The sequence below is a fragment of the Corynebacterium sp. HMSC076C10 genome (assembly GCF_001812455.1).
GTDB lineage: Bacteria > Actinomycetota > Actinomycetes > Mycobacteriales > Mycobacteriaceae > Corynebacterium > Corynebacterium jeikeium_D.
The window spans coordinates 1-22738 of sequence record NZ_KV809100.1 but is presented as its reverse complement, the minus strand read 5'-3'; the positions used below and the strand labels follow the sequence as shown (position 1 = coordinate 22738).

Sequence of the window (22738 nt, the reverse complement as noted above, 5' to 3'; positions counted from 1 at the left end):
CACATTGTTTTTCCTGCGTACGCTGTGAGGTATGGCAGCACAGACCGATAACGTAGTCGCCTTCCCAGGCGTTCGCGTGGCCACGGAACCGGCCACGCTCATTATCGGTGCCTCTTTAGAGGAAGAACCGTGCAGTGCCCACCGCGTCTTCGGGGTCAATGACCAGATGGATCTGCGAAGCCTGTCCCGCGTGTTAGCAGTCATCTTTGGGTGGGGCGAGGAAAGCGTGCCGACGAAGTTCCATTTGCCCGGCTCTGCGGTGGAGTCTGCGGCGCAGCTGGTGACTGGCGGCAGACCCGCAGCGGTCGGAGTCGTCGATGTTCCCCTGTCCACCACAGTTGCCGAGGTGCTGCAAAGTCCCGGCGATACCCTTATCTGGCAGTGGGGCCTGTGGGAACATACCTTGCAGGTCAGAGAAGCTTTTGCCCGCGATGAGGCCACCCCGGATGCCCTGTGCATCGGTGGCTCGGGTTCAATCCGCGCACTGGGGGATGTGGACGCGGAGGAGCCGGTAGATATTGCCGCAATCAATAGGGAATTGACCGGACGGGACTCTATTCAAAATACGCTGGCCACCGCTCGTGCCGATATCGTGGACATCATCGAGAGGTCGGGGGTGTTTGAATTCGTGCCCCTGTTACAGGCTCTGGACCTGCAGAGGTCGGAAGCAACCGCGCTGGAATTGACCGGGGAGGCGGGGGAGAGCGTCGTTAAGCGATTGCGCGCATTGCCTATAGAGGACGCCGAGAAAGACCCAGCCGGGCACGATGCGGCATTGGTGGAGCTGCTGTGCTTGGCGGCGCTGACCTCGGATGAGCTACGGCATGATGTGGCGGCGCATGTCATGGAGCGCCTCGGCTGGGAGAGCGACGAGGGCATCCCGCTATCCGGCGAGGACGTGGAGGAATTGGCAGCGGCTAGCTGGGCGGAGATGAGCGCGCTGGGGCTAGCTGGGGAGGATACGCTCTCGCCGGTGGAGCGGCTGGATCTACTGCGTGAGGCGCTGCGACGTTAGTTTTTTTCTCCTCTTTATTGCTTGTTTATGTTCGCGCTGGCTGTTTGTTAGCTGGCCGGTGGCCTAGAATTCCTAGGCGTGTCAGCGAATGAAACAGCAAATGAAAACCCGAACCGCGACAACGGCAAGCTCGGAAACGGCTCCCACGAAAACGGTTTTGTCGTAGAGGACTCGGCCGCAGTGCCAATGGCGACGGAGGCCAAGGACGAGCACGGACTGAAAGTGCAGATGATGCGCTTTATTATCTCCGGCGTCATCGCGGCGGTGGTGGACTTCGGCCTGACGTTCATCATGCTCAACGCCTTCGGGGCGACCAACTTCTGGGGCAAGACGGTCGGCTGGGTTTTCGGCACGATTACGGCGTACATCATTAACAGCCGCTGGACCTTCAAGTCGAAGTCCTCGGCGAAGAAGGTGCTGGCAGTTGCGGTGCTGTACCTGATTACCTACGCCACCCAGGTCGGCATCTTTAATGTGTTGCAGCCCTGGCTTGTCGAGGCCTGGGATTGGAACGCGCAGTGGGCACAGTTCGGCGCATTCGTCGTCGCACAGGGCGTTGCGACGGTAATTAACTTCATCATTCAGCGTGTATTCATCTTCCGTGTGAAATAGCGCGATACGCTGGGGGACGTGACTTCGACTGCTTCTAATAAGGAATCCACTCAGCTGACCGCCGAAACCGATGTTGACATGCTGACTATTCAGCGCGTGCTGTTTGCTCCGCCCGCAGACTGGGTGGAGCCGGATTTGTACTACCGAGTCGAAGGCGTTGGCGCCTACGACAGCTCGGTGCAGGCCACCCGTAACTCGATCACACTCGGTCGCCACACCGTGGTGCGCACTGACACCTACTTCGGTCGCTTCCGAGCTTCTTACTGGCAGCGCTGGACCTCAATTAAGCAGGTCGAAATCCGTGCGCGCGTGGTCGGTTCCGCGCGTGTGCTGGCCTACACCGAAGATATTGGGGGCCACCTCCGCTTGGAGGACTCCTGGGCAGCGGGCGGCTCGGATGCCGACGGCAACTGGACCGGTGAGCACTCGCCAATGTCGGGCTCTGCCAATGAAGAGGTGCGTCTGACCGTCCCGCTGGACCGCTTCGCCGATGGCGGTGCCATTCACCTGCGCTTCGACACCGAGGACGCAGGCGCAAAGATTTCCGATGTCCGCTATGTTGTGCCCAAGTCGGCTATCAAGCGCGATATTCCGACTGACCTGGTCATTTGTTCCTACAACCGACCGGTTGACTGTGCTCGAACCGTCGCCACGCTGGCAGAGGACCTGCCAGCCCTTGAGCGCGTTCGCACCATCCGCGTCGTTGACCAGGGCGAACAGCACCCGGCCGACGAAGCCGACTTCATCCAGGCCAAGGAAATCCTCGGCGAGCGTCTGAACGTTGTCCACCAGCCGAACCTCGGCGGCGCCGGCGGTTTCTCCCGCGGCATGCGCGACGCCACCGCTGCGGGCGACTGCATGGTGCTGCTTACCGACGACGACATCCGCCCCGAGCCCGAAACCACCCTGCGCCTATCCGCCCTGGCCGTATGCGCGGAAAAGCCGATGCTGCTCGGTGCGCAGATGCTCTTCCTGTTCAACCCGACCAGCCTCTTCCGCACCGGCGAGACCTACAACTGGAAGGCGCTGACGGTCGAGGAGAACGACCCCAAGTTCGGTTACGCCGACGTGGACGTGCGCAAGTACCACCAGCTGCGTCGCCTGGGCGTTGACTACAACGCCTGGTGGACCTGCCTGGTGCCGTCCGAGGTCATTAAGAAGATTGGCCTGGCGCTGCCGCTGTTCTTCCAGTACGACGACATCGACTACGGTTTCCGCGCCGCCAAGGCCGGCTACCCGACTGACACCATTCCGGGCGCCGCCGTCTGGCACGCCGATTTCTACTGGAAGGACATCGAAAACGCCGCCCAGTACTTCGGCCTGCGCAACTCGCTTATCGCCGCCACCATGCACGGCGATGTCACCGCAAAGGACATGGTCAACGTCGCTTCACGACGAATCCTCTCGAACCTAGTCTCTATGCGCTACGGTCTGGCCTGGACGCAGATGGAAGCTGTTCGTGACCTGCTGCGTGGACCGGAGGTGCTGAAGAACGCATCGCAGGGCGACTTCGCTCGCATTTCCGCTGGTCGAAAGAACTTCCCGGAGACCGAGCTGCTGCCGATGCACGAGATGCCGGGTGGTCTGACCCCAGTTCGCCCGCCGTCACACGAGATCTCCAGCGAAAATAAGACGATGGCAAAGCGTTTGGCTTATACGCAGATGGGTAAGAAGCGCCCGGGTCCGGTGGCTGTGGCCTTCGAGGACTCCTTCTGGTGGCACATTTCCACCTTTGACGACGTGTGGGTTACCGATGCTTCCCAGAACGGTGTGCGTCACCTGGTCCGCGACCTGGAAAAGGAAAAGTCCATGCGCGCCGAGACCATCAGCCTCATGCGCGAACTGTCCTCCAAGTGGGACGACCTTGCGAAGCAGTGGCGTGCCGCCGTGCCGTCGCTGACCAGCGAAGACAACTGGGAAAAGTTCTTCCAGGGCGAGTAGTTCTTCAATCATGACCACGCACACACCCACGCCTTCGACTAGCTCAGGTGGCAAAACCCGCAAGCAGCTCATCGCCATTTTGGTGCTATTGGTGCTGATTATCCTGTTGCTGGCTCTGTTCCTTTTCCTCCAGGTTTCTGGGGATCGAGGTGGCGATTCGGCGGCTGCCGAGGGTGGGGCGTCGTCGTCAAGCGAAAATGGCGATGCGCAGGTGCAGGCGCAGGCGGAGAAGGCCGTCGTTGTGTACAAGCAGGTGCTGGCGAACCCGGCGCCACTGCAGACTTTTGTCGGAGAAGTTAGCCCCGGTGGGGCGATGAAATATGCGCTCGTGCATCTTGATGATGGGTGCGTGCCCGAGCTGGTGCTGAACTATGGCACAAGTGCGATGAGCGCCGAAATTGATGCGATTGGTGTCTACGGCGTTGACGAGAATGGTCAGGAAATTCAGTTTCAGAATTCCTACCATGACGGCGTGACTTCTGTGGGCGGTGTACGTCGCGCTCTTCAGCGAGCTACTGGTCAGCCGGGTATGTTCTCGTTTTCTGCAGAGAGGATGGGGCGCGATCAGGAAGATTTGCTGGTGACGCGCCAGGGCAATGAGCTGGTGGAAACGCCTGCGAATCCGGGTGCCGGGGAGTTCGAACAGTTTAACTGGATTCCGGCTGACAACCTGGATGTCGTCGAGGCCATTGCTGCTGGTAATGACTGCGCGCCGGGCTCGGGCTCGAATGGTACTGGCGCTGATGGTGGTAACGGTGGCAACGGTGGCCCGAATCCGACGGCGGGGCAGTCGGCTTCGGAGTCGGGGGCTGGTTCGGGTTCGCAGTCTGGGGCTTCGGGTTCTAGTTCGCAGGGGTCGAGCAACGGAACCAGCGGCCAGCAGACCGTGACCGGTACTGTGAAGGTTTTCCAGAATCGAGCCGAGGTTCTCGCTTATCAGCAGCGTGAGGATCCCAACCCCCATACTGCCGACGATCGACAATTTGCGATTCTGGTTCTCGACCAGCCAACTGAAGTGACAGCAAAGCTTGCAGGAAGTAATGAATCTGAGACACGCACTATTGACCATGTCGTGATTAACCCAAGTCTCCACAGCGACGGGGAAAGGGTAACGATTAGCTTCTCAGCTGACGAGAAGTACTGGCCGTCAGACACCGGCATTCCGTTCGGTCTCGCAGTTGAGGACGGCGCCAAGTACTAAGTAAGCGACAGCTGGGTGTCCGCAGCTAGTTATCCACAGCCGCCAAATTGTCCACAGAAACGGGCAATTCGGCGGCTTTTCTGCTGCCAATTTCCGCGGGGTCGACCATAACTAAAGGCACTAATTCCAATGCGTGAATTCCTGTAGCCCACCTCGGGGAGCGTGCCTAAACCAATGCCTAACTGGACTTACGATTCCGATGGCCTCATCCACGCGGCTTCGCAGAAACAAATCAAGCATCCTTGTGAATATGTCAGTGCCAAGTCAGAGCTGGATAATCTGCACGGGCACGTCGGAAGCGCAAATATTCGAGATGGATCCCTGCTCAGACTGGCGTACGGCACATACATCGAGTGCTCTCGCTGGAATGCGCTGTCAGCATTCGAACGTTTTCAACTGCAGATAAAGGCACTGGTCAAGCCAGGTTCCGGGACAATCATTACGGGTGAAGCAGCCGCTGCGTTGCATGGCATCCCGTTGCTTGTTCGAAATGCCACAATCGCGCTTGCCAATTCCGGCCTGCGCCGACCTGGCGGCGGATTGCGCCATGTCGGTGACAGAATCCTCGAACAAGACATCGTTCGCATTGGTGGGCGCTGCGTTACCGATGTGCCGAAAACCGTCATCGATATCTGCCGCACCGCCGAGTCCGAAAACGGGCCAGTCATCGTTGACACCGCACTGCGACAGTGGTGTGACCTCGAAGAACTGCACACCGTCCTCACAAATTACCCACGTTCGCCGGGTACCCGCCGCGCCCGCGAGCTACTTCGAACTGCCAGCGCACACAGCGAAACCATCGGTGAGTCAATCACAAAGAAATGCATAATCGACTCAGGAATTGCCACGCTTTACGACGAAAAATGCGTGCTCATGCAGCAAGTCGAGTTCTATGACAGTGAAGGATTCATTGGGCGCGTCGATTTTTATGTGCCTCATCTGAATTTGATCATTGAGTTCGATGGGCTGACTAAGTATTCCGGTGGCGGGGTAGCAGCTACGGAGACTGTGCTTCTGAAAGAGCAAGCTCGCGAGAAGCGTCTGCGAAACCTCCACTTAGATGTACTCCGCTTCCAATGGTCACAGGTCATTAATGGGGACTGCGTGGAGGTCTTGCGACAGTTCGCTATTCGGCAGAGGCAGCGCATTCAGGCAGGTGGGTTGGTATTTTCGTCCGAAGTTGGGCGTTTTCGTCAAGCCACTGTCCCGTATAAAGATCGGCAGCTCCGTGAGTCCAGAATCCAGGAGCGTAAGCAGCGTTTGCAGCTTCTGGAAAATGCACCGGCCTCGCGCGACTCAGGCTAAGTTCAGCTGCTGACCTATTGCAATTGTGCTGACTTATGGCCAACTTTCCGCCACTTGTCGATGACTTTTCAGGACTTATGGCCACGCTGTTGGCCTGGCCCGCGCACTTATCGTAGGACTATTCACTTATGCGCAGGCTGTAGCGCATCGATGAGTGAATACCTCATCGATATGTCAGTGGAGGAGAAGGGAACCAGGGGTTAGGTAACACTTTTGCGCACTGAGCACTCGAAATGCGGACTACACGACCCGGGCGAGATCAAATATGCAGGCCAGCGCCACAGCCTCAGCCCCACCAGCCTCATCAGCCTCAGCGCTTGCCCGAACCCACCAGCCCCACCAGCCGCAACGCCAGCCCGAACTACTTCGACTTTGGATCGAAGCGCTCGAAGTTCTCCGCGCGCCCCTGCTTCAGTAGCTTGAACCAGCGGTAGAAGCCGCGGACATCGCGGCGCTGGACCAGGAAGAACCAGCCGAAGCGCAGGAACTCCTGTGGCATGAGCTTGCGCATGCCAGGCTGGCTCATCAGGTAGCCACGGTTGCGGTAGGTGAAGTAGCGCTTGAAGTCATTGGTCGGGTACTGCGTGTGCATTTTGCCGCCGAGAATGGGCACAAATTCACCCGAACCGGAGGGGTGCAGGTAGGCCGTCGTCAAGCATGTGCCGAACCGGAGGCCGGAGCGGACCAGGCGGCGGTGGAATTCGACCTCGTCGCCGCGGATGAATAGGCGGTAGTCGGGAACGCCGAGCTGTTCCAGCGAGCGGGCGCTAAACAGTGCGCCGTTAAACAGGGATGCGATGCCGGGCAGGAGGTCGTGGTTGCCGTCGATGGTCTCGAGGTCGCTAGGCAGTTCGAGCCCGGTAGCAGCCTTCTGATCTGCGAAATTGGTGAACCACTTCGTGCCCTCGGAGTCGCGTACTTCCGGGAGTTTGGGGTTGATGCCGCTTTCGAAAAGCTCCTCGCGATGACGGCGCCACACCAGCCCGCGGCGCAGGGGGAATGCCAGCTTGTTCGGGGCCTTAATGTCGCAGACCACCGGCGAGACAGCGTCGAGCTGGTGACGTCGCGCGCAGCTGTGCAGCGCCTTCAGCACGTAGGAGTCCTCCGGGCGCCCGTCATCATCGGCGCACCAAATCCACTCCGCGCCCAGCGACAGCGCAGTCAGCATACCCAGTGCGAAACCACCAGCGCCGCCCAGGTTCGTCTTGGAACCGACGTAGTGAATCTCCGGCGCCGATCCGCTTTCCGACGACTGCTGCGCCGCCACCTGCTCGGCGAGTTCCTTGACCTTCGGGTCGTTGCCGTTGTCGACGATGATGAGCCACTTCGGCATGTGGGTCTGGCTGGCAACGATGGGAAGCGATTGGCGCAGGTCCTCGATGCGGTTGTGAGTCACCACGATTGCGGCCGTTGCTGCTTCATCGTGCTTTGGGTGGTCAGCCGAGTTTTCGCTCACTTCGTTCTCCATCGGGGGAAGTACCGTTTATTACTGTTTTTATTGCTGTCTATCTTGCCATGTTGCTCCGGGTGGGCAATTCCAAGCATCCGTGCCGCCCGCCAGCCGCTCGCCAGCCGCCCGCTCGGCCACGATGGGGAACTGCGCCCGGACTCCCGGCGAAGCTGCTACCGTCGCTGCGCGAGCACGCGGCGCACCTGGTCGGCGGCCTCTTTACCTTCGTAGGCTTCGACCACTTCGTCGACAAGCCCTGCCTGTCGAACCGTACCGTGATCAATCCACAGCGCCGTGTCGCACAGCTGCGCCAGGAACTCATTTGAGTGCGACGCAAACACCAGCAGACCGGAGCGGTCGACCAATTCGGTCAACTTCGTCCGGGCCTTCGCCATGAATGCGGCGTCGACGGCTCCGATGCCTTCGTCGAGAAGCAAAATCTCCGGCTCAATGGACGTGACCACGCCGAGCGCCAGTCGCACGCGCATACCGGTGGAGTAGGTGCGCAGTGGCATGTGCAGGTAGTCACCGAGTTCGGTGAATTCTGCGATTTCGTCGAGCTTGGATTTCATCTGCTTGCGTGTCTGCCCCAGGAACAGACCGCGGATGATGATGTTTTCCAGACCTGAGATCTCCGGGTCCATGCCGACACCGAGGTCGAACACCGGAGCCACACGGCCGCGCACATCGGCGGCACCGCGCGTGGGCTCATAGATGCCCGACAGCAGTCGCAGCAGCGTGGACTTACCCGCGCCGTTGTGGCCTACTAGGCCGACGCGGTCGCCCTCACGCAGGTGGATGTTGATGTCCTTCAGCGCCTCAATAACCACGACGTTGGAGTCATTGCGGCCAATCGCACCACCCGCGGCGCCGAGGAACGCCTTCTTCATCGACCGCGATTTGGCGTCGAAAATGGGGAAGTCAACGCACGCGTTGTAAGTATCAATGCTGACCATGCTTATCCCTTGCTAGTTCTATTCGCTTTACGACGGCCCTTGCGGCCTAAACCCAGTAGCTCACGCGGGAGCGCCACAGGCGCATAGCCCCGAGTGCCAGCAGCAGGCCGACTGCGGTGCAGGCGAGGACAATCCACCAGTGGTAGGTATCCACCGGCTCGCCGGTCAATGGGGCGCGGATGATTTCCAGGTAGTGGAACAGCGGGTTGATCTCTGCGATGCGTGCGCGTTCGGCGACGGCACCGCCCTGTTCCTCCAGCGTCTTGGTGGTCCACACAATCGGAGTCATGTAAAACACCAGCTGAATTAGGGAATCCAGCAGTGGTGCCACGTCGCGGTAGCGCGTAGCGATGATGCCGAAGAACATCGTCACCCACACACCGTTGACCACCAGCAGCGCCATCGCGGGGATGACCAGAAAGAAGTTCCAGCCCAAATCCGGCCGGAAGACCAGCACGAGGATTAGCCAGATCACCATGTTGTGGGCCAGGAAGAGCAGCTGCCGCCATACCAGCCTGTAGACGTGAACGCTCAGCGCGCTGGGCAACTGTTTGATCAGGCCTTCGTTTTCAATGAAGACGGTTGCGCCCTCGCGCACGCAGCCGGAGATGAATCCCCAGATGATCAGGCCAACGGTCACGTGTGGCAGGAAGAACGCCAGCTCCTGCTGGAACAGCAGCGAGTACAGCAGGCCGAGAGCGAGGGCCATGGCGCCGGTGGCAATGGTGATCCACAGTGGACCAAGCGTGGAGCGGCGGTACCGCTGTTTGATGTCCTGCCAGCCCAGTTGCAGCCACAGCTCGCGCTGGCCGAAGCCGATAGCTAGATCCCGCCAGGCAGCGCCCATGGTGCGGGAACGCGACTTGAAAGCCGGTGCCTCGCCTGTTGCGTCAGTTATGCGCGCAATGTCGCGACGGAGAGTTTCCTCCGTGCGGATAGCGGAGCCATTGCGCACAGTATTGGCCGGCTGGTCGGCTGCAGCTGCGGATTGGCGATCATTTTCTGCGTTAGTCACGTCTCCAAACTACTAGCTAGGGCGGTTTAGATTGAATACCGACGGCACCGGGCGAGCCATTATTCCACGTCGTGACGGCGAACAACGGTCGCGTGGGACGGTCGTCATTGGTGGTGACGTGGTGCTTCTGAGGCTGTTTCCACGGTTGGTTATGTGACTGGTTATGTGACCCTGGAAAACTTACATACAATCGCCGCTGTAACTGCTTTATGGCATGCAGCTGGTGCATATGGTTCACGCATCGGGAGTGCTTGCGCATGGCTACAGGCAAGAAAAGTTCGTCCAATTTTAAGCAACTACTAAAAAGGGATAAAGATTATCCTATAGGGGGTTGCTTCGATAGAATTGGTTCCAACTAAGATGTGCAATCGATACACGGTTCGGGGCATGGATGCTCGATTCGTGGGTGATTGCACAGTTAACTCTGAAATAGATATCGCAGCTTGAATTCGAAACCGGGAAAGGGTTTTCATGGCCTTCGATGTGCCGACAACCAGGGGTGCTTACTCGTCGCTTTCCGACGGGTGGACATACCTCAATGCGGGTCAACGCACCCAGGTACCCGAGCGTGTCCAGGCTGCGATGATTTCTGCATTTCGCAATGCCCAGAAGTCCCTTCCTGGTGAGACTGGGGCGGGGGCTCATGGCCAGTCGCGCAGCTCGGGCGTTCCCGCTGCAGCGGAGCTAACCGCCAGTGCGCGCCGGGCTTTTGCCGACCTCACTGGCGGCCCGGTCGCCGGCGTGGTGTTGGGATCTTCGCGTGAGGTGCTCATGGAGCAGTTCACGTCCGCAATGAGTCGACGCTTGACGCTCGGCTCTAACCTGGTGATTTCTCGCATTGGTTCGCAAGTTGTACACGCACCACTACGCCGGGCAGCCAATCTCTACGGAGCTCAAGTCCGCATTGCTGAGGCCGACTTGTCCTCGGGTACGTTGCCGTCCTGGCAGTTCGACGAGCTCGTAGACGAGCACACTCGCCTCGTTGTCGTCCCGGCCGCGGATCCGTTCATTGGCACCATTGCCCCGGTAGCTGACATTTCTCGGCGGGTGCATGAGCACTCCAACGCCTGGGTTTTGGTTGATGCCTCGGATATTGTCGCCTACCGCGATGTGTCGATGAGCAAGCTGGGCGCCGACATCATGCTGGTTGATGCCTCCGTGCTGGGCGGGCCTGAGGTCGCAGCATTGGTGTTCAAGGATCCCGAGATGTTCGAGCGCATGACGTCGTTAAGCTATGTGCCGAATGTGCGCGGCGTCGAGCGGATCGAGGTTTCTCCGGTGTCGCCGGCATTGCTCGGCGGGGTGTCGGAATCGGTGCTGCACTTGGCATCGCTGGATAGCACGGCGAGGGGGTCGCGTAGGCATCGCATTGAAACGGCGATGCCGCAGGTTTCTCGCTACTTGACGACGTTGTCGGAACGCCTGATTGCGGCGTTGATGACCCTGCCGCGGGTGTACATCATCGGCATGGATACCGAAGATGATTCTTTCGCGAGTGTGTCGCGGGCACAGCACATTCCGCGCGTTAGCTTCCTCGTCGATGGGGTGTCGGCGAAGGTAGTCGTGGACAGGCTGCTGGATAATGGCCTGGTGACCAGCATTGTTGATGCATATGAATCACCACTGCTGGAGGCCATGGGCATCGATGAGGCTGGAGGCGCCGTGGGAGTCGGCCTCCAGCCGTTCAATACGCCGCACGACATTGACCAGCTCGTGCGCGCAGTTGCCTCGCTCGGTTAGCTAGGCAGCCGGTTAACTAGACGGTCAGCACAATCTTGCCGCTGACCGCGCCGCTGTCGAGCAGCTCGTGGGCCTTGGCTGCGTCGCGCATATCCATGACCTCATGAATTTGAGGGGTGACGGTGCCGTCGGCAAGCATTGGCCAGATGGTGTCCTCTGTGGCGTTGACGATGCGAGCCTTGTCAGCGAGATCGCGGTAGCGCAGGCCGGTGGCGGTGATGGAGCCGCGCTTGCTCAGCAGGCGGCCGATGTTGAGCTCGCCCTTAACGCCGCCCTGCATGCCGATGATGACCAGGTGGCCGTCCTTTGCCAGGGCCTTGACGTTTCGGTCGAGATACTTTGCGCCCATGATGTCCAGAATGACATTGGCACCGCCCTCAGCTGCGACGATCTCCTCGAAGTCCTCTTCCTTGTAATTGATGAGGATGTCGGCGCCAAGCTCCTTGCACTTAGCCAGCTTCTCCGCTGAACCGGCGGTGACTGCGACGCGAGCACCGAGCCGCTTGGCCATCTGAATAGCGAAAGTGCCGATGCCACCCGCGCCACCGTGGACCAGCAGCAGGTCGCCTTCCTTGAGGCCGGCAATCATCACGACATTCGAGAACACCGTGCAGGCAACCTCGACGACGGATGCGGCCTCGGTGAAGGAGTAGCCATGTGGCAGGGGGAGAATCTGGCCGGCCGGGACTGCGACCTTTTCGGCGTAAGCGCCACCGGAGAGAAGGCAGCAGACCTCGTCGCCGACTTTCCAGCCCTGGGAGTCCCCCTTGACCTCTTCAATGACACCCGCGCACTCCAGGCCGAGGGTGTCGGTCACGCCTTTCGGTGGCGGGTAGTGGCCAGCGGCCTGCAGTAGGTCAGCGCGGTTTACGCCAGCGGCTTTGACCTTGACCAGCACCTGCCCATCCTCGAGAGTCGGTTCCGGAGCATCGGCCCATTCCAGGGCGCGGGGGTTGGAAAGATCAGTCTGAATGATTGCCTTCATAGTCTTCAAAGGTAATGCAAAAACTGGTTATGCACGCGGTATTTCAACCTCTTTTGCAATTAGCAAAAATAGTTATGTCTGTAGAGGTGGATGCTTGGGGTGTGGTTTCCGATGAAGGGCTTGCGAAAGGTGCTGGCAAGGGGTGTTATGAGGGCGTTTGCTGCCTTACGGCGGTATGCGGTTATGATGTTGGCGTTGGAAGTATGGCAGAGCGGCCGAATGCACTGGTCTTGAAAACCAGCGAGGGTCACACCTCCGGGGGTTCAAATCCCCCTGCTTCCGCAGATGAAACCCTCGGTAGATTTTCTACCGGGGGTTTCTTCATTTCTCTTAAAAGTTGGCGTATGTGCTGAGGTCAGCGACGGATAGTCGGACCTTTGGGAGGCTTTCGTGGTTAACCCCGTTATGGGGTGGTCGGACGGGCATGTAATTGGGCTCTTTGGATACTCCTGAACAGCGTTACAGGGGGCAAGCTGGGGTGTTTTGTCGCGGGATGGAAAATGGGGGCAATTTTGGCAGCGGTGTGGAACAGCCATTTCAGGGCAGTGCGTATTTCTATAGTTAAAAGTATTCCAGCCGGCCCAAACCTGTAACGCATGTGCGGACATGTGACTGGTGTGACTGCTGTGGCGACATGGTTTTCGATTTTTAGGTTGATGTTCGAAAAATGGCTACTTGTTGCCGCCGTCGATAGGTGTCGTATTAACTATCGCCAAGTGAATCGCACGCCGATGCATCACGCGTGCATTCCTGCTGGAGAACCGCCATGTTGGCCTACTCCGACCACAAGTCTTCGCATCGTTAAAAGGAGCCCGTGACAGATGGCAACTCGCACCGTACGTAACCGCAGCATTGCTCGCATTGCTGCACTCTCTCTAGCCGCAGGTATGACCTTTGCGGGATTCGGTAATACCGCACATGCTCAGGACCTGCTGAGCGTTGATTCCATCACTCAGACTGTCACCGACGCCATTGGTGAAGTCACCGGTACTGGTTCCTCCAGCGCGACGCATAGCTGGAAGAACTCCAATGTGACGCGATCCGTTGAGGTCAATGGTGTCGCGGGTGCCGTCGTCAAGCCCGGCGATGTCGTGACCTTTACTCTGACCTACACGGACAACAACATCTGGGGTGCGAAGTCCTACATTCAGCGCATGACCGATGTCATTCCGGATGGCCTGCAGTACGTGGCCAACTCGGCGACGTACAAGGTCGGCGACGATGAGTGGGCAAACCAGAACGAGTCAGACAAGTGGCTGGAAATCGTTAACAACGGTGCGGTGGAGTTTGCAGCCGACAGAATCACACAGGCATGGGGTTCCCCGACCACGTCGACTGTGAGTTTCAAGTGGAAGTACCGCGTCACGGACGCAATTGCCGACGGTGCGTTGAATACCGGAACCGAAATCCACTTCAACCCGAGCAATTCGGTGGAGAAGCTGCATGACATGGGGCCGAAGCTCACTGTGAAGCGAGAGGCGCCAGCTCCGGATATTCCGGGTATTCCGGATGTCCCAGGTGGCTCGCTGGGCTCCCCGAGCCTGCAGTCGCCGAGCCTGCCGTCACCGGGCTTCCAGTCCCCGGGGCTGCCGTCGCCGGGCATTAACCGCTAAGTAATTCCAGCTTTTCCACCGCGCCTGTTTTCAGGTTTTCACAGAAAGTTTTCCCATCATGCGCAATATGCACTCCAAGAACATCGCGGCCTCTCGTCCGCGACGTCGCTCCCGTACCGCCATTGCCGCAGTTACCCTCGCAGCTGGCTTGACCTTCGGTTTCGGCGCTCCTGCCATGGCACAGTCCCCGGGTCTGCCCTCGCCGAGTCTGAACTCGCCAGGACTTAATTCGCCTGGTCTGACCCTGCCGGGCTCGAGCGCCCCGAAGGTGAAGCTCGGCACTGTCGGTGGCCCGATTTGGTCTGCTGATGTTTACTCGCAGATTATCCGCGGTAAGGAGGTCCGACCGGGTGACGAGGTCACCATCCGTATTGAGGTCGTCGGCGTCAATGGCGAAGGCAAACTGCGGGGAATCGGCCACAACATCCCGGCTGACTTTGAGCTCGTTCGTGTGACTCGCCAGTCGCAGGACAATATCCTCGGTGGCGGTATTTACACGCTGAAGGAGGGGGAGTACGTCAACACCGAGCGCAACGGTAATCGTCAGGTGCGCCTGTCTTGGACGGAGGGCGGCTTCCTCGGTGTCTTCAAGGACAACCCGACTGTCAGCAGTTCGAAGTCTGTCTCCGTTGACTTCACGTACAGGGCTCCAGGCTATGAAGGTGAGTTCGACAACGGCGGCTACGCCAACTTGGGCGCGGCTTTTAACCCGACCGCGAACTGGGTCGTTGGCGGCGAAAAGGTAGTCGTGAACAAGAATGCGAAGCCGTCGTGGTGGCCGTTCTAACGACTGTTCTAGGTCGCGATTAGCGGCAGTTCTCCAGGGATGAGTAAAAACTTCCCCAGATAGAGAGCGAATTGCAGAACGTAAACCCCCGGTCGCATGCGGTCGGGGGTTTCGTGTGTCCGAAATCTGCCACAGGTAATTTTGCGGAGGTAATTTAATTGCTCCGACCAACGTGTACTGTGGCCTGAAACAATACGGGCAAATTGCTAAAACCGGTAAGCTCGGTCTTGCTGTAATACAAACCCAGCGTCATGCTGGCGGACGGTATTGAGGGAAAAGGTCGAACAATGGCAACGAATCGGAGCAACCACTCGGACGACTCGTTCGGTGAGTGGAGCATAAATCCGGGCACGTCAGATGATCAACCCTCCGCTGATACGCCGGCAAATGCGTGGAGCGCTGTGGATGAGTCACAGTGGGAGCAGCCTGAGGGGAAAACGCAGGACTATCAGCCCCAGAACCAGCAAACCCAGTATCTGCAGCAGCAGTATCCACAGTCCCAGCAGCCTGAACCATACCGCCCTGCCCCCTATGTTCCAGGTCCGCAAGCTGGTCCGGCTGCTGCGCCGCGCAATGACAACAAGGGGCTGACCATCGCGGTTATTGTCCTGGCACTCGTTGCGGTCGCTCTCTTCGTCGGCGCAATGGCTTACTTCTACTTCTCCGATTCGAAGGGAGTGAATTCGGCCGGCAGCAACTCGCCCCAGTCGGTTCAGTCAGCTAGTGCTGAGGATTCCTCCACGTCGTCGACTGCTGAGCAGAAGCGTCGCGCTGAAGGGTTCCAGCCGCCATCGAATTGGCGCCACTGCTCCGGCTCAGGCGATCCGGGTGATTTGAACTTGGTATATGCAGAAGATGTCGGCGGTAACACGACGACCTGTCAGTTTGCCACCAACGTCCGCAATTCCTTCGTTGAGCAGTACCAACTTACGAAGAAGCTCAACGGTACAGTCACCGCTAGCAGCCCAACAACTGGCAAGACATACAGCATGACCTGCCGCGATAACGGTGAGGTTGTCACTTGCACCGGCGGTACGAATGCGACGGTGCACATTGTCTAAACGTCTCCGAGTAGCTCTGGCCGCAACCGCCGTCGTCACGCTCGGCCTTAGCGCCTGCACCATCGGCACCGACTCGGCGGACATGCCGTCGCCGACGCTGTCCAATCCGCTTGACGACGGCCCCGGCGGAGCATCCTCCGACGGGAAAGTTGTGCCCGGTGAGATGCCTCGCGAAGTTGTCGAGGCAGTGAAGTCCGCGCAAAAGGAACTCGGTGGTCTGGCCGGCGCCGCTCTGGCAACGCCGGATAAGGATTCCGAAGTGGTTGCCACAGGTGACTTCAAAACGGGTCCGGCCTGGTCTACCTCCAAGGTGCCCATCGCGGTGGCTTATGTGCGCCAATCGGGCGTGGATTCCCTGGTCGAAGCCGCAATCACGGTTTCCGATAACGATGCGGCTGAGTCCATGTGGTACTTCCTGGGCGATGACGCGACCGCGGGCGCGACCACCGACGAGATTCTCCGAGAGGGCCACGACACCCGCACCGTCATGGGCACTGACCGCATCCGTGCGGAATACACCGTCTTCGGGCAGACGCAGTGGGATTTGCGCGACCAGGCTATTTTCGGCGCCAATTTGCAGTGCATCGAGGCGGGCCCAAAGGTCGCTGACCTCATGGGACAGATTGCCGACGAGCAGTCCTACGGCCTCGGACGCATCCGCGGCGCCCACTTCAAGGGCGGTTGGGGCCCAGATGATGAAGGCGTCTACCTTGTGCGACAGTTCGGCTATCTGCCGGGCAAGAAGCCGGGCACCTTCGTTGGTGTCGCTATCGCAGCCCAGCCTGACGACGGCACCTATGAGACCGGCCAGCAAATGCTTGACCGCATCGCAAAGGCGATTGAGCGCAGCGGTGGCGCGACCACCGGCCGCGCCGGTAGCTGCTAGCTGAGCGATAGCTGTTAGCGCTCAATTCCTAGCGCAGCCAGCAGCTGCGAGGTCTCTTCCTCAGTAGTGATGGTGATACGAGCACCTTCGCCGGCAAAGTAGCGGATGAGAATGTTGCGCTGCGCCAAGAAGTCACCGAGATCCGTGGTGGTGGCCACCGAGACGTCGTCAAGCAAAGAGAGATCCGCGATCCGACCCTCGTCAATCCAAATGAAGTTGGCCTGCGAATTCGGCAGCACCGTCTCGCGGCCGGTGGCGGCGTTGATGGCCTCGGTGACGGCGACGCGCTGTGCGCGGACCTCAGCAATGCGGGCGGTGAGCTCTTCCTGTGCGTCGAGCGAGGTGAGCGCGGCAATCTGCGCGAGAGTGTTTACGGAGAAGGGGATAGCGACCTTATTCACGGCCTCCACAAGCTTCTCCGGGCCGAACATGTAGCCCACACGAAGCCCGGCCAAACCGTAGACCTTGGAGAATGTGCGCAAACCGACCAGGTTGGGGTAGGTATCCAGCAGCTCATGCGCCAACGGGGTAGCAGCATGAGTGGCCTCGTCCACCAGCTCGATGTACGCCTCGTCGAGAGCGACCACAACATCGCCCGGAACCTGCGCCATAAACTCCGCGAAAGCCTCGCGAGTGATGGTCGTGCCCGTCGGGTTATTGGGATTACAGACGAAAACCAGGCGTGTGCGGCCGGTGATAGCGGCAGCCATTGCCGAAAGATCATTACGACCCTGCGCATCCAGCGGCACCGGCACCGGAGTAGCCCCAGCGACGCGAGCGAGAATGGGGTAGGCCTCGAAGCTGCGCCACGGGAACACGACCTCATCCCCATCCGCACAGGTGGCCTGCACGAGCTGCAGGCACAGAGCAGAGGAGCCGCAGCCGACCGCGACCTGCTCCATGGGCAGACCCAGGTGCTCGCCGAGCTTAATGCGCAGGTCAACCGCGCCCATGTCCGGGTAGCGGTTCGGGCTGGTGGTTGGGTCAGCGATGGTCTGTGAGATGGCCTCCACCACCGAGGGCAGTGGCGGTTGAGTCATTTCATTGGACGCGATCTTCAGCGCGCCGGGCACAGCCTTGCCCGGGACATAGGCCGGAACCTGCTCGAGGTCGGCACGGGTTTTGGGCTGAACTGAAGATGCATCGTTGGTCATAGGCCTAACTGTAGAACATGGCCCGGATTGGGCAGTACAGAATCCCCGCAAAATCCCAAGGTGTGGTCGCTATTTGTGGCGCCGTATTTGGTGGCTCCGCGGGTGTTTTGCTTTTCAATTCTTGTGTTCTGTAGGATTGGCTGCGGTTATTTGGTCTCGTCCACGCAATGGCGAACAGCTTTGCTGAAGCGGGATCGATGCCAGTGGTTTTGGAGGCGTGCCAGAGCGGCCGAATGGGGCTCCCTGCTAAGGAGTTGCCTGTCTTGCGACGGGCCGGAGGTTCGAATCCTCTCGCCTCCGCCACACGCGCCCGTAGCTCAACGGATAGAGCATCTGACTACGGATCAGAAGGTTAGGGGTTCGAATCCCTTCGGGCGCACCATGTAGACCCGCACCTTGTAGGTGCGGGTCTTTTTGTTTTTATTACCTGGCAGTGCAGCGCGAGCCGGGGTATCGCGGGGCGGGGCAGCGCGGTCCTTCACTTGTGGCCAGGGTTCGGTCACTTATCGATGGTTTCTCGTGGCCTGTCGATGGTTTTGCGCCACTTATGCGCGCGCTGTGGGTGCTACGTGTGCACTTGTCGATGCACTGTTCACTTGTGGCCAGGCTATAGCGAATCGAAAGGTGAACTATGCATCGATAAGACAACGAACCAGCTCCCTTGCTTCAGCAACGCGCAGCAACAGGTAGCAAAGCGCAGCAACAGGCACCAACCCGGACCTGCCGCCCGACTCGCCACCTCCTTGAGCAGCCACGGCCGTACCTCCAACACCCCCGCGCAGCCTTTGCCCGGCTGAATCCGATTAGCCTGGCCTTGTACTTGGTCAATCGGGGCCTCCGCCCCGCGACGCTTCCGCCCCGCGCCGCCCCGCGCCGCCTCGCGCACCGGGGGACATTTTCCTATCCTGAACAGTTGCAATAGACTTAGACCCCGGTTGCCCTCCCCGTATTTCGATAGGAGCCTTGATGGACGCCCGTCTAGCCGTTCGCCGTAAGCCCGAGTTCCGCAATGAGGAAGCTACGCTGCTGTCCTCGATCGGCCAGGACGGCGAGGTGGCAATCTACTATCTCTACGATGCTTTCGATGCGACGGAGGAGGATCTTGTCGCGCTGCGTGAGTCGGTAGTTGCTGATTCGCGTGTCGACGAGCTGGTCGAGCTCCCGGCCCCCGCCGAGCTGGGGAACTACCTTGCTGTCGAGCCGCTTCCTGGCCAGTACGACCAGCGTGCCGATGCCGCCGAGCAGGCCCTGCGCCTGCTCCGCCCGGAAACGCAGGCGCAGATCACCTCGGCAACGCTGTACGTTTTCGATGCTCCGGTGAATGACGCCGTGCGCTCCTTCCTCATCAACCCGGTCGAATCGGGGGAGAAGAACCTGAGCGTCCTGCGCCGTCCGAGCATGGGCGAGATCGAGCCGCTGAACGAGTACCCGGGCTTCACCGAGCTGGATGACGAAGGCCTGGCCGAGCTGCTCGCAGCCGACGGTATGGCCATGTCGCTGGCCGACCTGAAGACCATCCAGGATTACTTCCGCTCCGAGGGCCGCACTCCGACCGAGGTAGAGCTGTCCGCGCTGGATACCTACTGGTCGGACCACTGCCGCCACACCACCTTCAACACCGAGCTGACCTCCATCGAGAACAACGAGCCGCGCTTTGCCGCGCAGTTGGATCGCGCGCTGCGTCGCTACGACGAGCTGCGTGAGCTCAACGGTCGCACGCACAAGCCACGCTCCTTGATGGACATGGGCACCATCATGGGCCGCGAACTGCGTCGCACGGGTGTCATGGATGACCAGGAAGTCTCCGAAGAAATCAACGCCTGCTCCGTCTATGTCGACGTCGAGGGCGATGACCGCAAGTGGCTCCTCATGTTCAAGAACGAGACCCACAACCACCCGACCGAAATCGAGCCATTCGGTGGTGCCTCCACCTGTCTCGGTGGCGCTATCCGCGACCCGCTGTCGGGTCGCTCGTGGGTCTACCAGGCCATGCGTCTGTCCGGCGCAGGTGACATCAACACTCCGCGCGAGCAGACCCTCGAGGGCAAGCTGCCGCAGCGCGATATTTCCTCCCGCGCCGCAGCCGGCTACTCCTCCTACGGCAACCAGATCGGTCTGGCCACCACTGGTGTGCGCGAGCTGGTCCACCCGGGATACGTCGCTAAGCGAATGGAACTCGGTGCCGTCGTCGCCGCTGCCCCGGCAGACAACGTCAAGCGCCTCGAACCTGCGCCGGGCGATGTGGTGATTATGCTCGGTGGCCGCACCGGCCGTGACGGCGTCGGCGGTGCGACCGGCTCGTCCAAGGCTCACGATGAGGACTCGCTGGGCCGTTCCGGTGCCGAGGTGCAGAAGGGTAACCCGGTCAACGAGCGCAAGATTCAGCGCCTGTTCCGCCGCGAGGACGTCGCCACCAAGATTGTCCGCTGTAATGACTTCGGCGCTGGTGGCGTGTCCGTTGCGGTCGGTGAGCTGGCTGACTCCATCGACATTCACCTCGAGCGCGTGCCGCTGAAGTACGCCGGTCTGAATGCCCGCGAGATTGCAATTTCCGAGTCCCAGGAGCGCATGGCGCTGGTCGTGCGCCCGGAGGATGCGGACTTCATCATCGCCGCCGCTGCCGAAGAAAACATCGAGGCCGTCGCGCTGGCAGACATCACCAACACCGGTCGACTGCGCATGTTCATGGGCGACGAGGTCGTCTTCGACCTCTCCCGTGAGTTCATCGACACCAACGGCGCCGACCGCGCCCAGAACGTCGAGATGGTTGCTGCGGAGGGCGGCGTCGTAAAGCAGGCACCGGCGAGCGTGCTGGAGTCGCTGCGTGCGGCGACGGCGGGTTCCCAGGAGGGCATGATCGAGCAGTTCGACTCGACCGTCGGCCGCTCCACCGTGCTCATGCCGTACGGCGGTGCGACGCAGAAGACCGACGAGCAGGCGTCGATCCAGACGCTGCCGGTCGATGGCGGCACGAGCACCGCGTCCGTCATGACCTGGGGTTATTCGCCATCGCTTGCCGACGAGTCCCCGTACCTCATGGGTGCCTACTCCGTCGTGGAGGCACTGGCTAAGCTCGCGGCGGCCGGTGGCAATCCGCGCGGTGCCTGGCTGAGTGTGCAGGAGTACTTCCAGCGCCTGGACCAGGATCCGCAGCGGTGGGGCGAGGTCGCGCAGGCTCTGCTTGGCCTGCTGGAGGCTCAGGATGGCTTCCAGGTTGCGGCTATTGGCGGTAAGGACTCCATGTCCGGCACCTACGGCGAGGACTTGCACGTGCCGGCGACCCTGGTGACCTTCGCAGTTGCCGCGATGGACGAGACCGACGCTGTCTCTGCTGCAATCCCGGCAGGTAACTTCGACCTCTACCTGTTTGCGCACCAGCCACTCGAGTCCGGGGAGCCGAACTACGAGCAGCTCAACGAACTGTTTGCCGCTGTGCGCGAGCTGCGTCCGGCTGCGGCCTCGGCTGTTACCAATGCGGATCTGGCTGCGACCCTGGTCAACATGGCTGTGGGCAATGGCGTGGGCCTGGAGGCATCCCTCCCGGAGGCTCCACTGGGTTCCATTGTTGTGGCTGTTCCGGCTGGTCAGACTGTTGAAAGTGCTGTGAAGATCGGTGCTACCGACGAGTCGGGCACGCTGCGCTTCGGTGAGGAGTCCTTCACTGTCGCCGAGGCTCTGGAGGCAATGGAGTCCGGTTACCGTGAGGTCTTCCCGCTCAATGACTACGAGGGCGAGGCCCTGCCGGAGTTCGCTAACCAGGTCAGCGAGACCAAGACTGACCTGCAGAGCCCGGGCAAGAAGGATGTCCACGTGTTGCTGCCGGTCTTCCCGGGTACCAACTCCGAGTACGACATGGCCGAGGCATTCGTCGCTGCTGGCGCTACCTACGAGTTCCACGTAATCCGCAACCTGACCCCGGCAATGCTGGCGGAGGACACGAAGGCGTTCATCGAGAAGCTTCAGGACTCCGACATCCTGGCATTCTCCGGTGGCTTCTCCCTGGGTGATGAGCCGGACGGGTCCGCCAAGTTCATCGCCGCGTTCCTGCGTTCCGACGATGTCGCAGCCGCCGTCAAGGAGTTCGTATCCGATAACGGTCTTGTGCTCGGTATTTGTAACGGTTTCCAGGCGCTGGTCAAGTCCGGCTTCCTGCCGTACGGCGACCCTGCGCAGCTCCGCGAGGACTCGCCGACCCTGGCCCACAACCGCCAGCTGCGCCACGTGTCCCGCATCGCCACCACTCGCGTCGCGACCGTGAATTCCCCGTGGCTGCGCGGTTTCGAGCCAGGTCAGACCCACCTCATGCCGGTTTCTCACGGTGAGGGCCGTTTCGTGGTTTCCGAGGACGAGGCTCGCCGCCTGTTCGAGGCCGGTCAGGTCGCTTTCCAGTACGTCGATGCCGACGGCGATGCCGAGGGCGTGCCGACGATGACAGCGCCAGCCAACCCGAACGGTTCTTCCTACGCCATTGAGGGCATTGTCAGTGCTGACGGCAGGATTCTGGGCAAGATGGGCCACCCGGAGCGTTTCCGGGAGGGCCTGATGCGCAACATTCCGGGCATTGGTGAGCAGGACATTTTCGGCAACGCTGTCCGTTGGGTCCGCGGCGAGTAGTTCCTCGGTTTCTCCGTTACCTCGGTCAGGGGTACCTCGGTCGGTCCTGTTCGGATAGGCCGGGGTAACCGCTACGAAACCTGTTGTTAATGTGCAACGAATATGTACTTGAATAAGTGCCGAAAAGGTTGCTTGAACAGGCGATTTTGTAAAACTTAGCAGGATGAGTAAAGTATCTATTCGTTGCAGGGGCCGAGGGAATTACCCCAGAGTCGCTGAATAACAACAAAATGCGCCCGTAGCTCAACGGATAGAGCATCTGACTACGGATCAGAAGGTTAGGGGTTCGAATCCCTTCGGGCGCACAACGCAGACCCGCACCGGTAAGGTGCGGGTCTTTTTGTCTGCCCGACTTATCGATGGTTTTCCGGGGTTAAGTAAAGAAAAGTGTGTCTTTTCCGGG

At 60.1% G+C, this 22738-nt stretch carries 16 protein-coding genes and 4 tRNA genes; 15 read left to right on the top strand and 5 right to left on the bottom strand.

Annotated features, from left to right (window positions below):
* Positions 1-31 precede the first annotated feature (31 nt).
* The 5 genes from HMPREF2857_RS03255 (at position 32) to HMPREF2857_RS03235 (ending at position 6074) form a co-directional block, all read left to right on the top strand.
* Positions 32-1015, top strand: a complete 984-nt coding sequence (locus tag HMPREF2857_RS03255) for a hypothetical protein (RefSeq protein WP_070549355.1) — start codon at positions 32-34, stop codon at positions 1013-1015.
* Between the two features lie 78 nt (positions 1016-1093).
* Positions 1094-1627 carry a GtrA family protein gene (locus tag HMPREF2857_RS03250; protein ID WP_070547045.1) on the top strand — a complete coding sequence of 178 codons (534 nt, stop codon included), beginning with the start codon at positions 1094-1096 and terminating at the stop codon, positions 1625-1627.
* Between the two features lie 18 nt (positions 1628-1645).
* A complete protein-coding gene (locus HMPREF2857_RS03245; RefSeq protein ID WP_070642716.1) occupies positions 1646-3568 on the top strand; it encodes a glycosyltransferase in 1923 nt (640 codons plus the stop codon).
* Positions 3569-3578: 10 nt separating this feature from the next.
* A complete protein-coding gene (locus HMPREF2857_RS03240) occupies positions 3579-4769 on the top strand; it encodes a hypothetical protein (RefSeq protein WP_070642715.1) in 1191 nt (396 codons plus the stop codon).
* A 174-nt stretch (positions 4770-4943) separates the two neighbouring features.
* Positions 4944-6074 (top strand): PDDEXK family nuclease, encoded by a 1131-nt coding sequence (locus HMPREF2857_RS03235; protein WP_070607258.1) that lies wholly within the window; start codon positions 4944-4946, stop codon positions 6072-6074.
* A gap of 361 nt (positions 6075-6435) precedes the next feature.
* Here the strand turns inward: HMPREF2857_RS03235 and HMPREF2857_RS03230 are convergent, their stop codons facing one another.
* The 3 genes from HMPREF2857_RS03230 to HMPREF2857_RS03220 form a co-directional block, all read right to left on the bottom strand.
* Positions 6436-7542: a glycosyltransferase gene (locus tag HMPREF2857_RS03230; RefSeq protein ID WP_070429125.1), complete on the bottom strand. Its 1107-nt coding sequence runs from the start codon at positions 7540-7542 to the stop codon at positions 6436-6438.
* Positions 7543-7697: 155 nt separating this feature from the next.
* Complete coding sequence (locus tag HMPREF2857_RS03225; RefSeq protein ID WP_005510871.1) at positions 7698-8480, bottom strand: galactan export ABC transporter ATP-binding subunit Wzt/RfbE; 783 nt, start codon at positions 8478-8480, stop codon at positions 7698-7700.
* A 46-nt stretch (positions 8481-8526) separates the two neighbouring features.
* Positions 8527-9495: a galactan export ABC transporter permease subunit Wzm/RfbD gene (locus HMPREF2857_RS03220; protein WP_083310490.1), complete on the bottom strand. Its 969-nt coding sequence runs from the start codon at positions 9493-9495 to the stop codon at positions 8527-8529.
* A 471-nt stretch (positions 9496-9966) separates the two neighbouring features.
* On the opposite strand from HMPREF2857_RS03220, the gene HMPREF2857_RS03215 reads away from it, so the two are divergent.
* Positions 9967-11235 (top strand): aminotransferase class V-fold PLP-dependent enzyme, encoded by a 1269-nt coding sequence (locus HMPREF2857_RS03215; protein ID WP_070642713.1) that lies wholly within the window; start codon positions 9967-9969, stop codon positions 11233-11235.
* 16 nt (positions 11236-11251) lie between these two features.
* Here HMPREF2857_RS03215 and HMPREF2857_RS03210 read toward each other — a convergent pair whose 3' ends face one another.
* Entirely contained in the window at positions 11252-12220 is a 969-nt protein-coding gene (locus HMPREF2857_RS03210; protein WP_070603645.1) for an NAD(P)H-quinone oxidoreductase, read from the bottom strand.
* Between the two features lie 197 nt (positions 12221-12417).
* Here HMPREF2857_RS03210 and HMPREF2857_RS03205 point away from each other — a divergent pair.
* The 5 genes from HMPREF2857_RS03205 (at position 12418) to HMPREF2857_RS03185 (ending at position 16567) form a co-directional block, all read left to right on the top strand.
* A tRNA-Ser gene (locus tag HMPREF2857_RS03205) sits at positions 12418-12502 on the top strand.
* 539 nt (positions 12503-13041) lie between these two features.
* Positions 13042-13833 carry a hypothetical protein gene (locus HMPREF2857_RS03200; protein ID WP_070642711.1) on the top strand — a complete coding sequence of 264 codons (792 nt, stop codon included), beginning with the start codon at positions 13042-13044 and terminating at the stop codon, positions 13831-13833.
* A 67-nt stretch (positions 13834-13900) separates the two neighbouring features.
* Positions 13901-14620 carry a hypothetical protein gene (locus tag HMPREF2857_RS03195; protein ID WP_141752725.1) on the top strand — a complete coding sequence of 240 codons (720 nt, stop codon included), beginning with the start codon at positions 13901-13903 and terminating at the stop codon, positions 14618-14620.
* 287 nt (positions 14621-14907) lie between these two features.
* Positions 14908-15681, top strand: coding sequence for a hypothetical protein (locus HMPREF2857_RS03190; protein WP_070595833.1), 774 nt, complete (start codon positions 14908-14910; stop codon positions 15679-15681).
* Positions 15674-16567, top strand: coding sequence for a hypothetical protein (locus tag HMPREF2857_RS03185; protein ID WP_246819593.1), 894 nt, complete (start codon positions 15674-15676; stop codon positions 16565-16567). The genes HMPREF2857_RS03190 and HMPREF2857_RS03185 overlap by 8 nt, the downstream gene beginning before the upstream one ends.
* A gap of 14 nt (positions 16568-16581) precedes the next feature.
* Here the strand turns inward: HMPREF2857_RS03185 and HMPREF2857_RS03180 are convergent, their stop codons facing one another.
* Entirely contained in the window at positions 16582-17721 is a 1140-nt protein-coding gene (locus HMPREF2857_RS03180; protein ID WP_070642707.1) for a histidinol-phosphate transaminase, read from the bottom strand.
* A gap of 211 nt (positions 17722-17932) precedes the next feature.
* Between HMPREF2857_RS03180 and HMPREF2857_RS03175 the strand changes: the two genes are divergently transcribed.
* The 4 genes from HMPREF2857_RS03175 to HMPREF2857_RS03155 all read left to right on the top strand — a co-directional run bounded on the left by HMPREF2857_RS03175 (position 17933) and on the right by HMPREF2857_RS03155 (position 22640).
* Positions 17933-18024 (top strand) — tRNA-Ser (locus tag HMPREF2857_RS03175).
* 3 nt (positions 18025-18027) lie between these two features.
* Positions 18028-18103: transfer RNA gene (locus HMPREF2857_RS03170), tRNA-Arg, on the top strand.
* 584 nt (positions 18104-18687) lie between these two features.
* Positions 18688-22335, top strand: a complete 3648-nt coding sequence (locus HMPREF2857_RS03160; protein WP_070642705.1) for a phosphoribosylformylglycinamidine synthase — start codon at positions 18688-18690, stop codon at positions 22333-22335.
* 232 nt (positions 22336-22567) lie between these two features.
* Positions 22568-22640 (top strand) — tRNA-Arg (locus HMPREF2857_RS03155).
* Positions 22641-22738 lie beyond the last annotated feature (98 nt).

Excerpts from the sequence above, each read along its gene's own strand:
- HMPREF2857_RS03225 (WP_005510871.1), bottom strand. The coding sequence starts at position 8,480 with ATGGTCAGCATTGATACTTACAACGCGTGCGTTGACTTCCCCATTTTC.
- HMPREF2857_RS03230 (WP_070429125.1), bottom strand. The coding sequence starts at position 7,542 with ATGGAGAACGAAGTGAGCGAAAACTCGGCTGACCACCCAAAGCACGAT.
- HMPREF2857_RS03255 (WP_070549355.1), top strand. The coding sequence starts at position 32 with ATGGCAGCACAGACCGATAACGTAGTCGCCTTCCCAGGCGTTCGCGTG.
- HMPREF2857_RS03210 (WP_070603645.1), bottom strand. The coding sequence starts at position 12,220 with ATGAAGGCAATCATTCAGACTGATCTTTCCAACCCCCGCGCCCTGGAA.
- HMPREF2857_RS03240 (WP_070642715.1), top strand. The coding sequence starts at position 3,579 with ATGACCACGCACACACCCACGCCTTCGACTAGCTCAGGTGGCAAAACC.
- HMPREF2857_RS03235 (WP_070607258.1), top strand. The coding sequence starts at position 4,944 with ATGCCTAACTGGACTTACGATTCCGATGGCCTCATCCACGCGGCTTCG.
- HMPREF2857_RS03180 (WP_070642707.1), bottom strand. The coding sequence starts at position 17,721 with ATGACCAACGATGCATCTTCAGTTCAGCCCAAAACCCGTGCCGACCTC.
- HMPREF2857_RS03215 (WP_070642713.1), top strand. The coding sequence starts at position 9,967 with ATGGCCTTCGATGTGCCGACAACCAGGGGTGCTTACTCGTCGCTTTCC.
- HMPREF2857_RS03200 (WP_070642711.1), top strand. The coding sequence starts at position 13,042 with ATGGCAACTCGCACCGTACGTAACCGCAGCATTGCTCGCATTGCTGCA.
- HMPREF2857_RS03160 (WP_070642705.1), top strand. The coding sequence starts at position 18,688 with ATGGACGCCCGTCTAGCCGTTCGCCGTAAGCCCGAGTTCCGCAATGAG.
- HMPREF2857_RS03190 (WP_070595833.1), top strand. The coding sequence starts at position 14,908 with ATGGCAACGAATCGGAGCAACCACTCGGACGACTCGTTCGGTGAGTGG.
- HMPREF2857_RS03195 (WP_141752725.1), top strand. The coding sequence starts at position 13,901 with ATGCACTCCAAGAACATCGCGGCCTCTCGTCCGCGACGTCGCTCCCGT.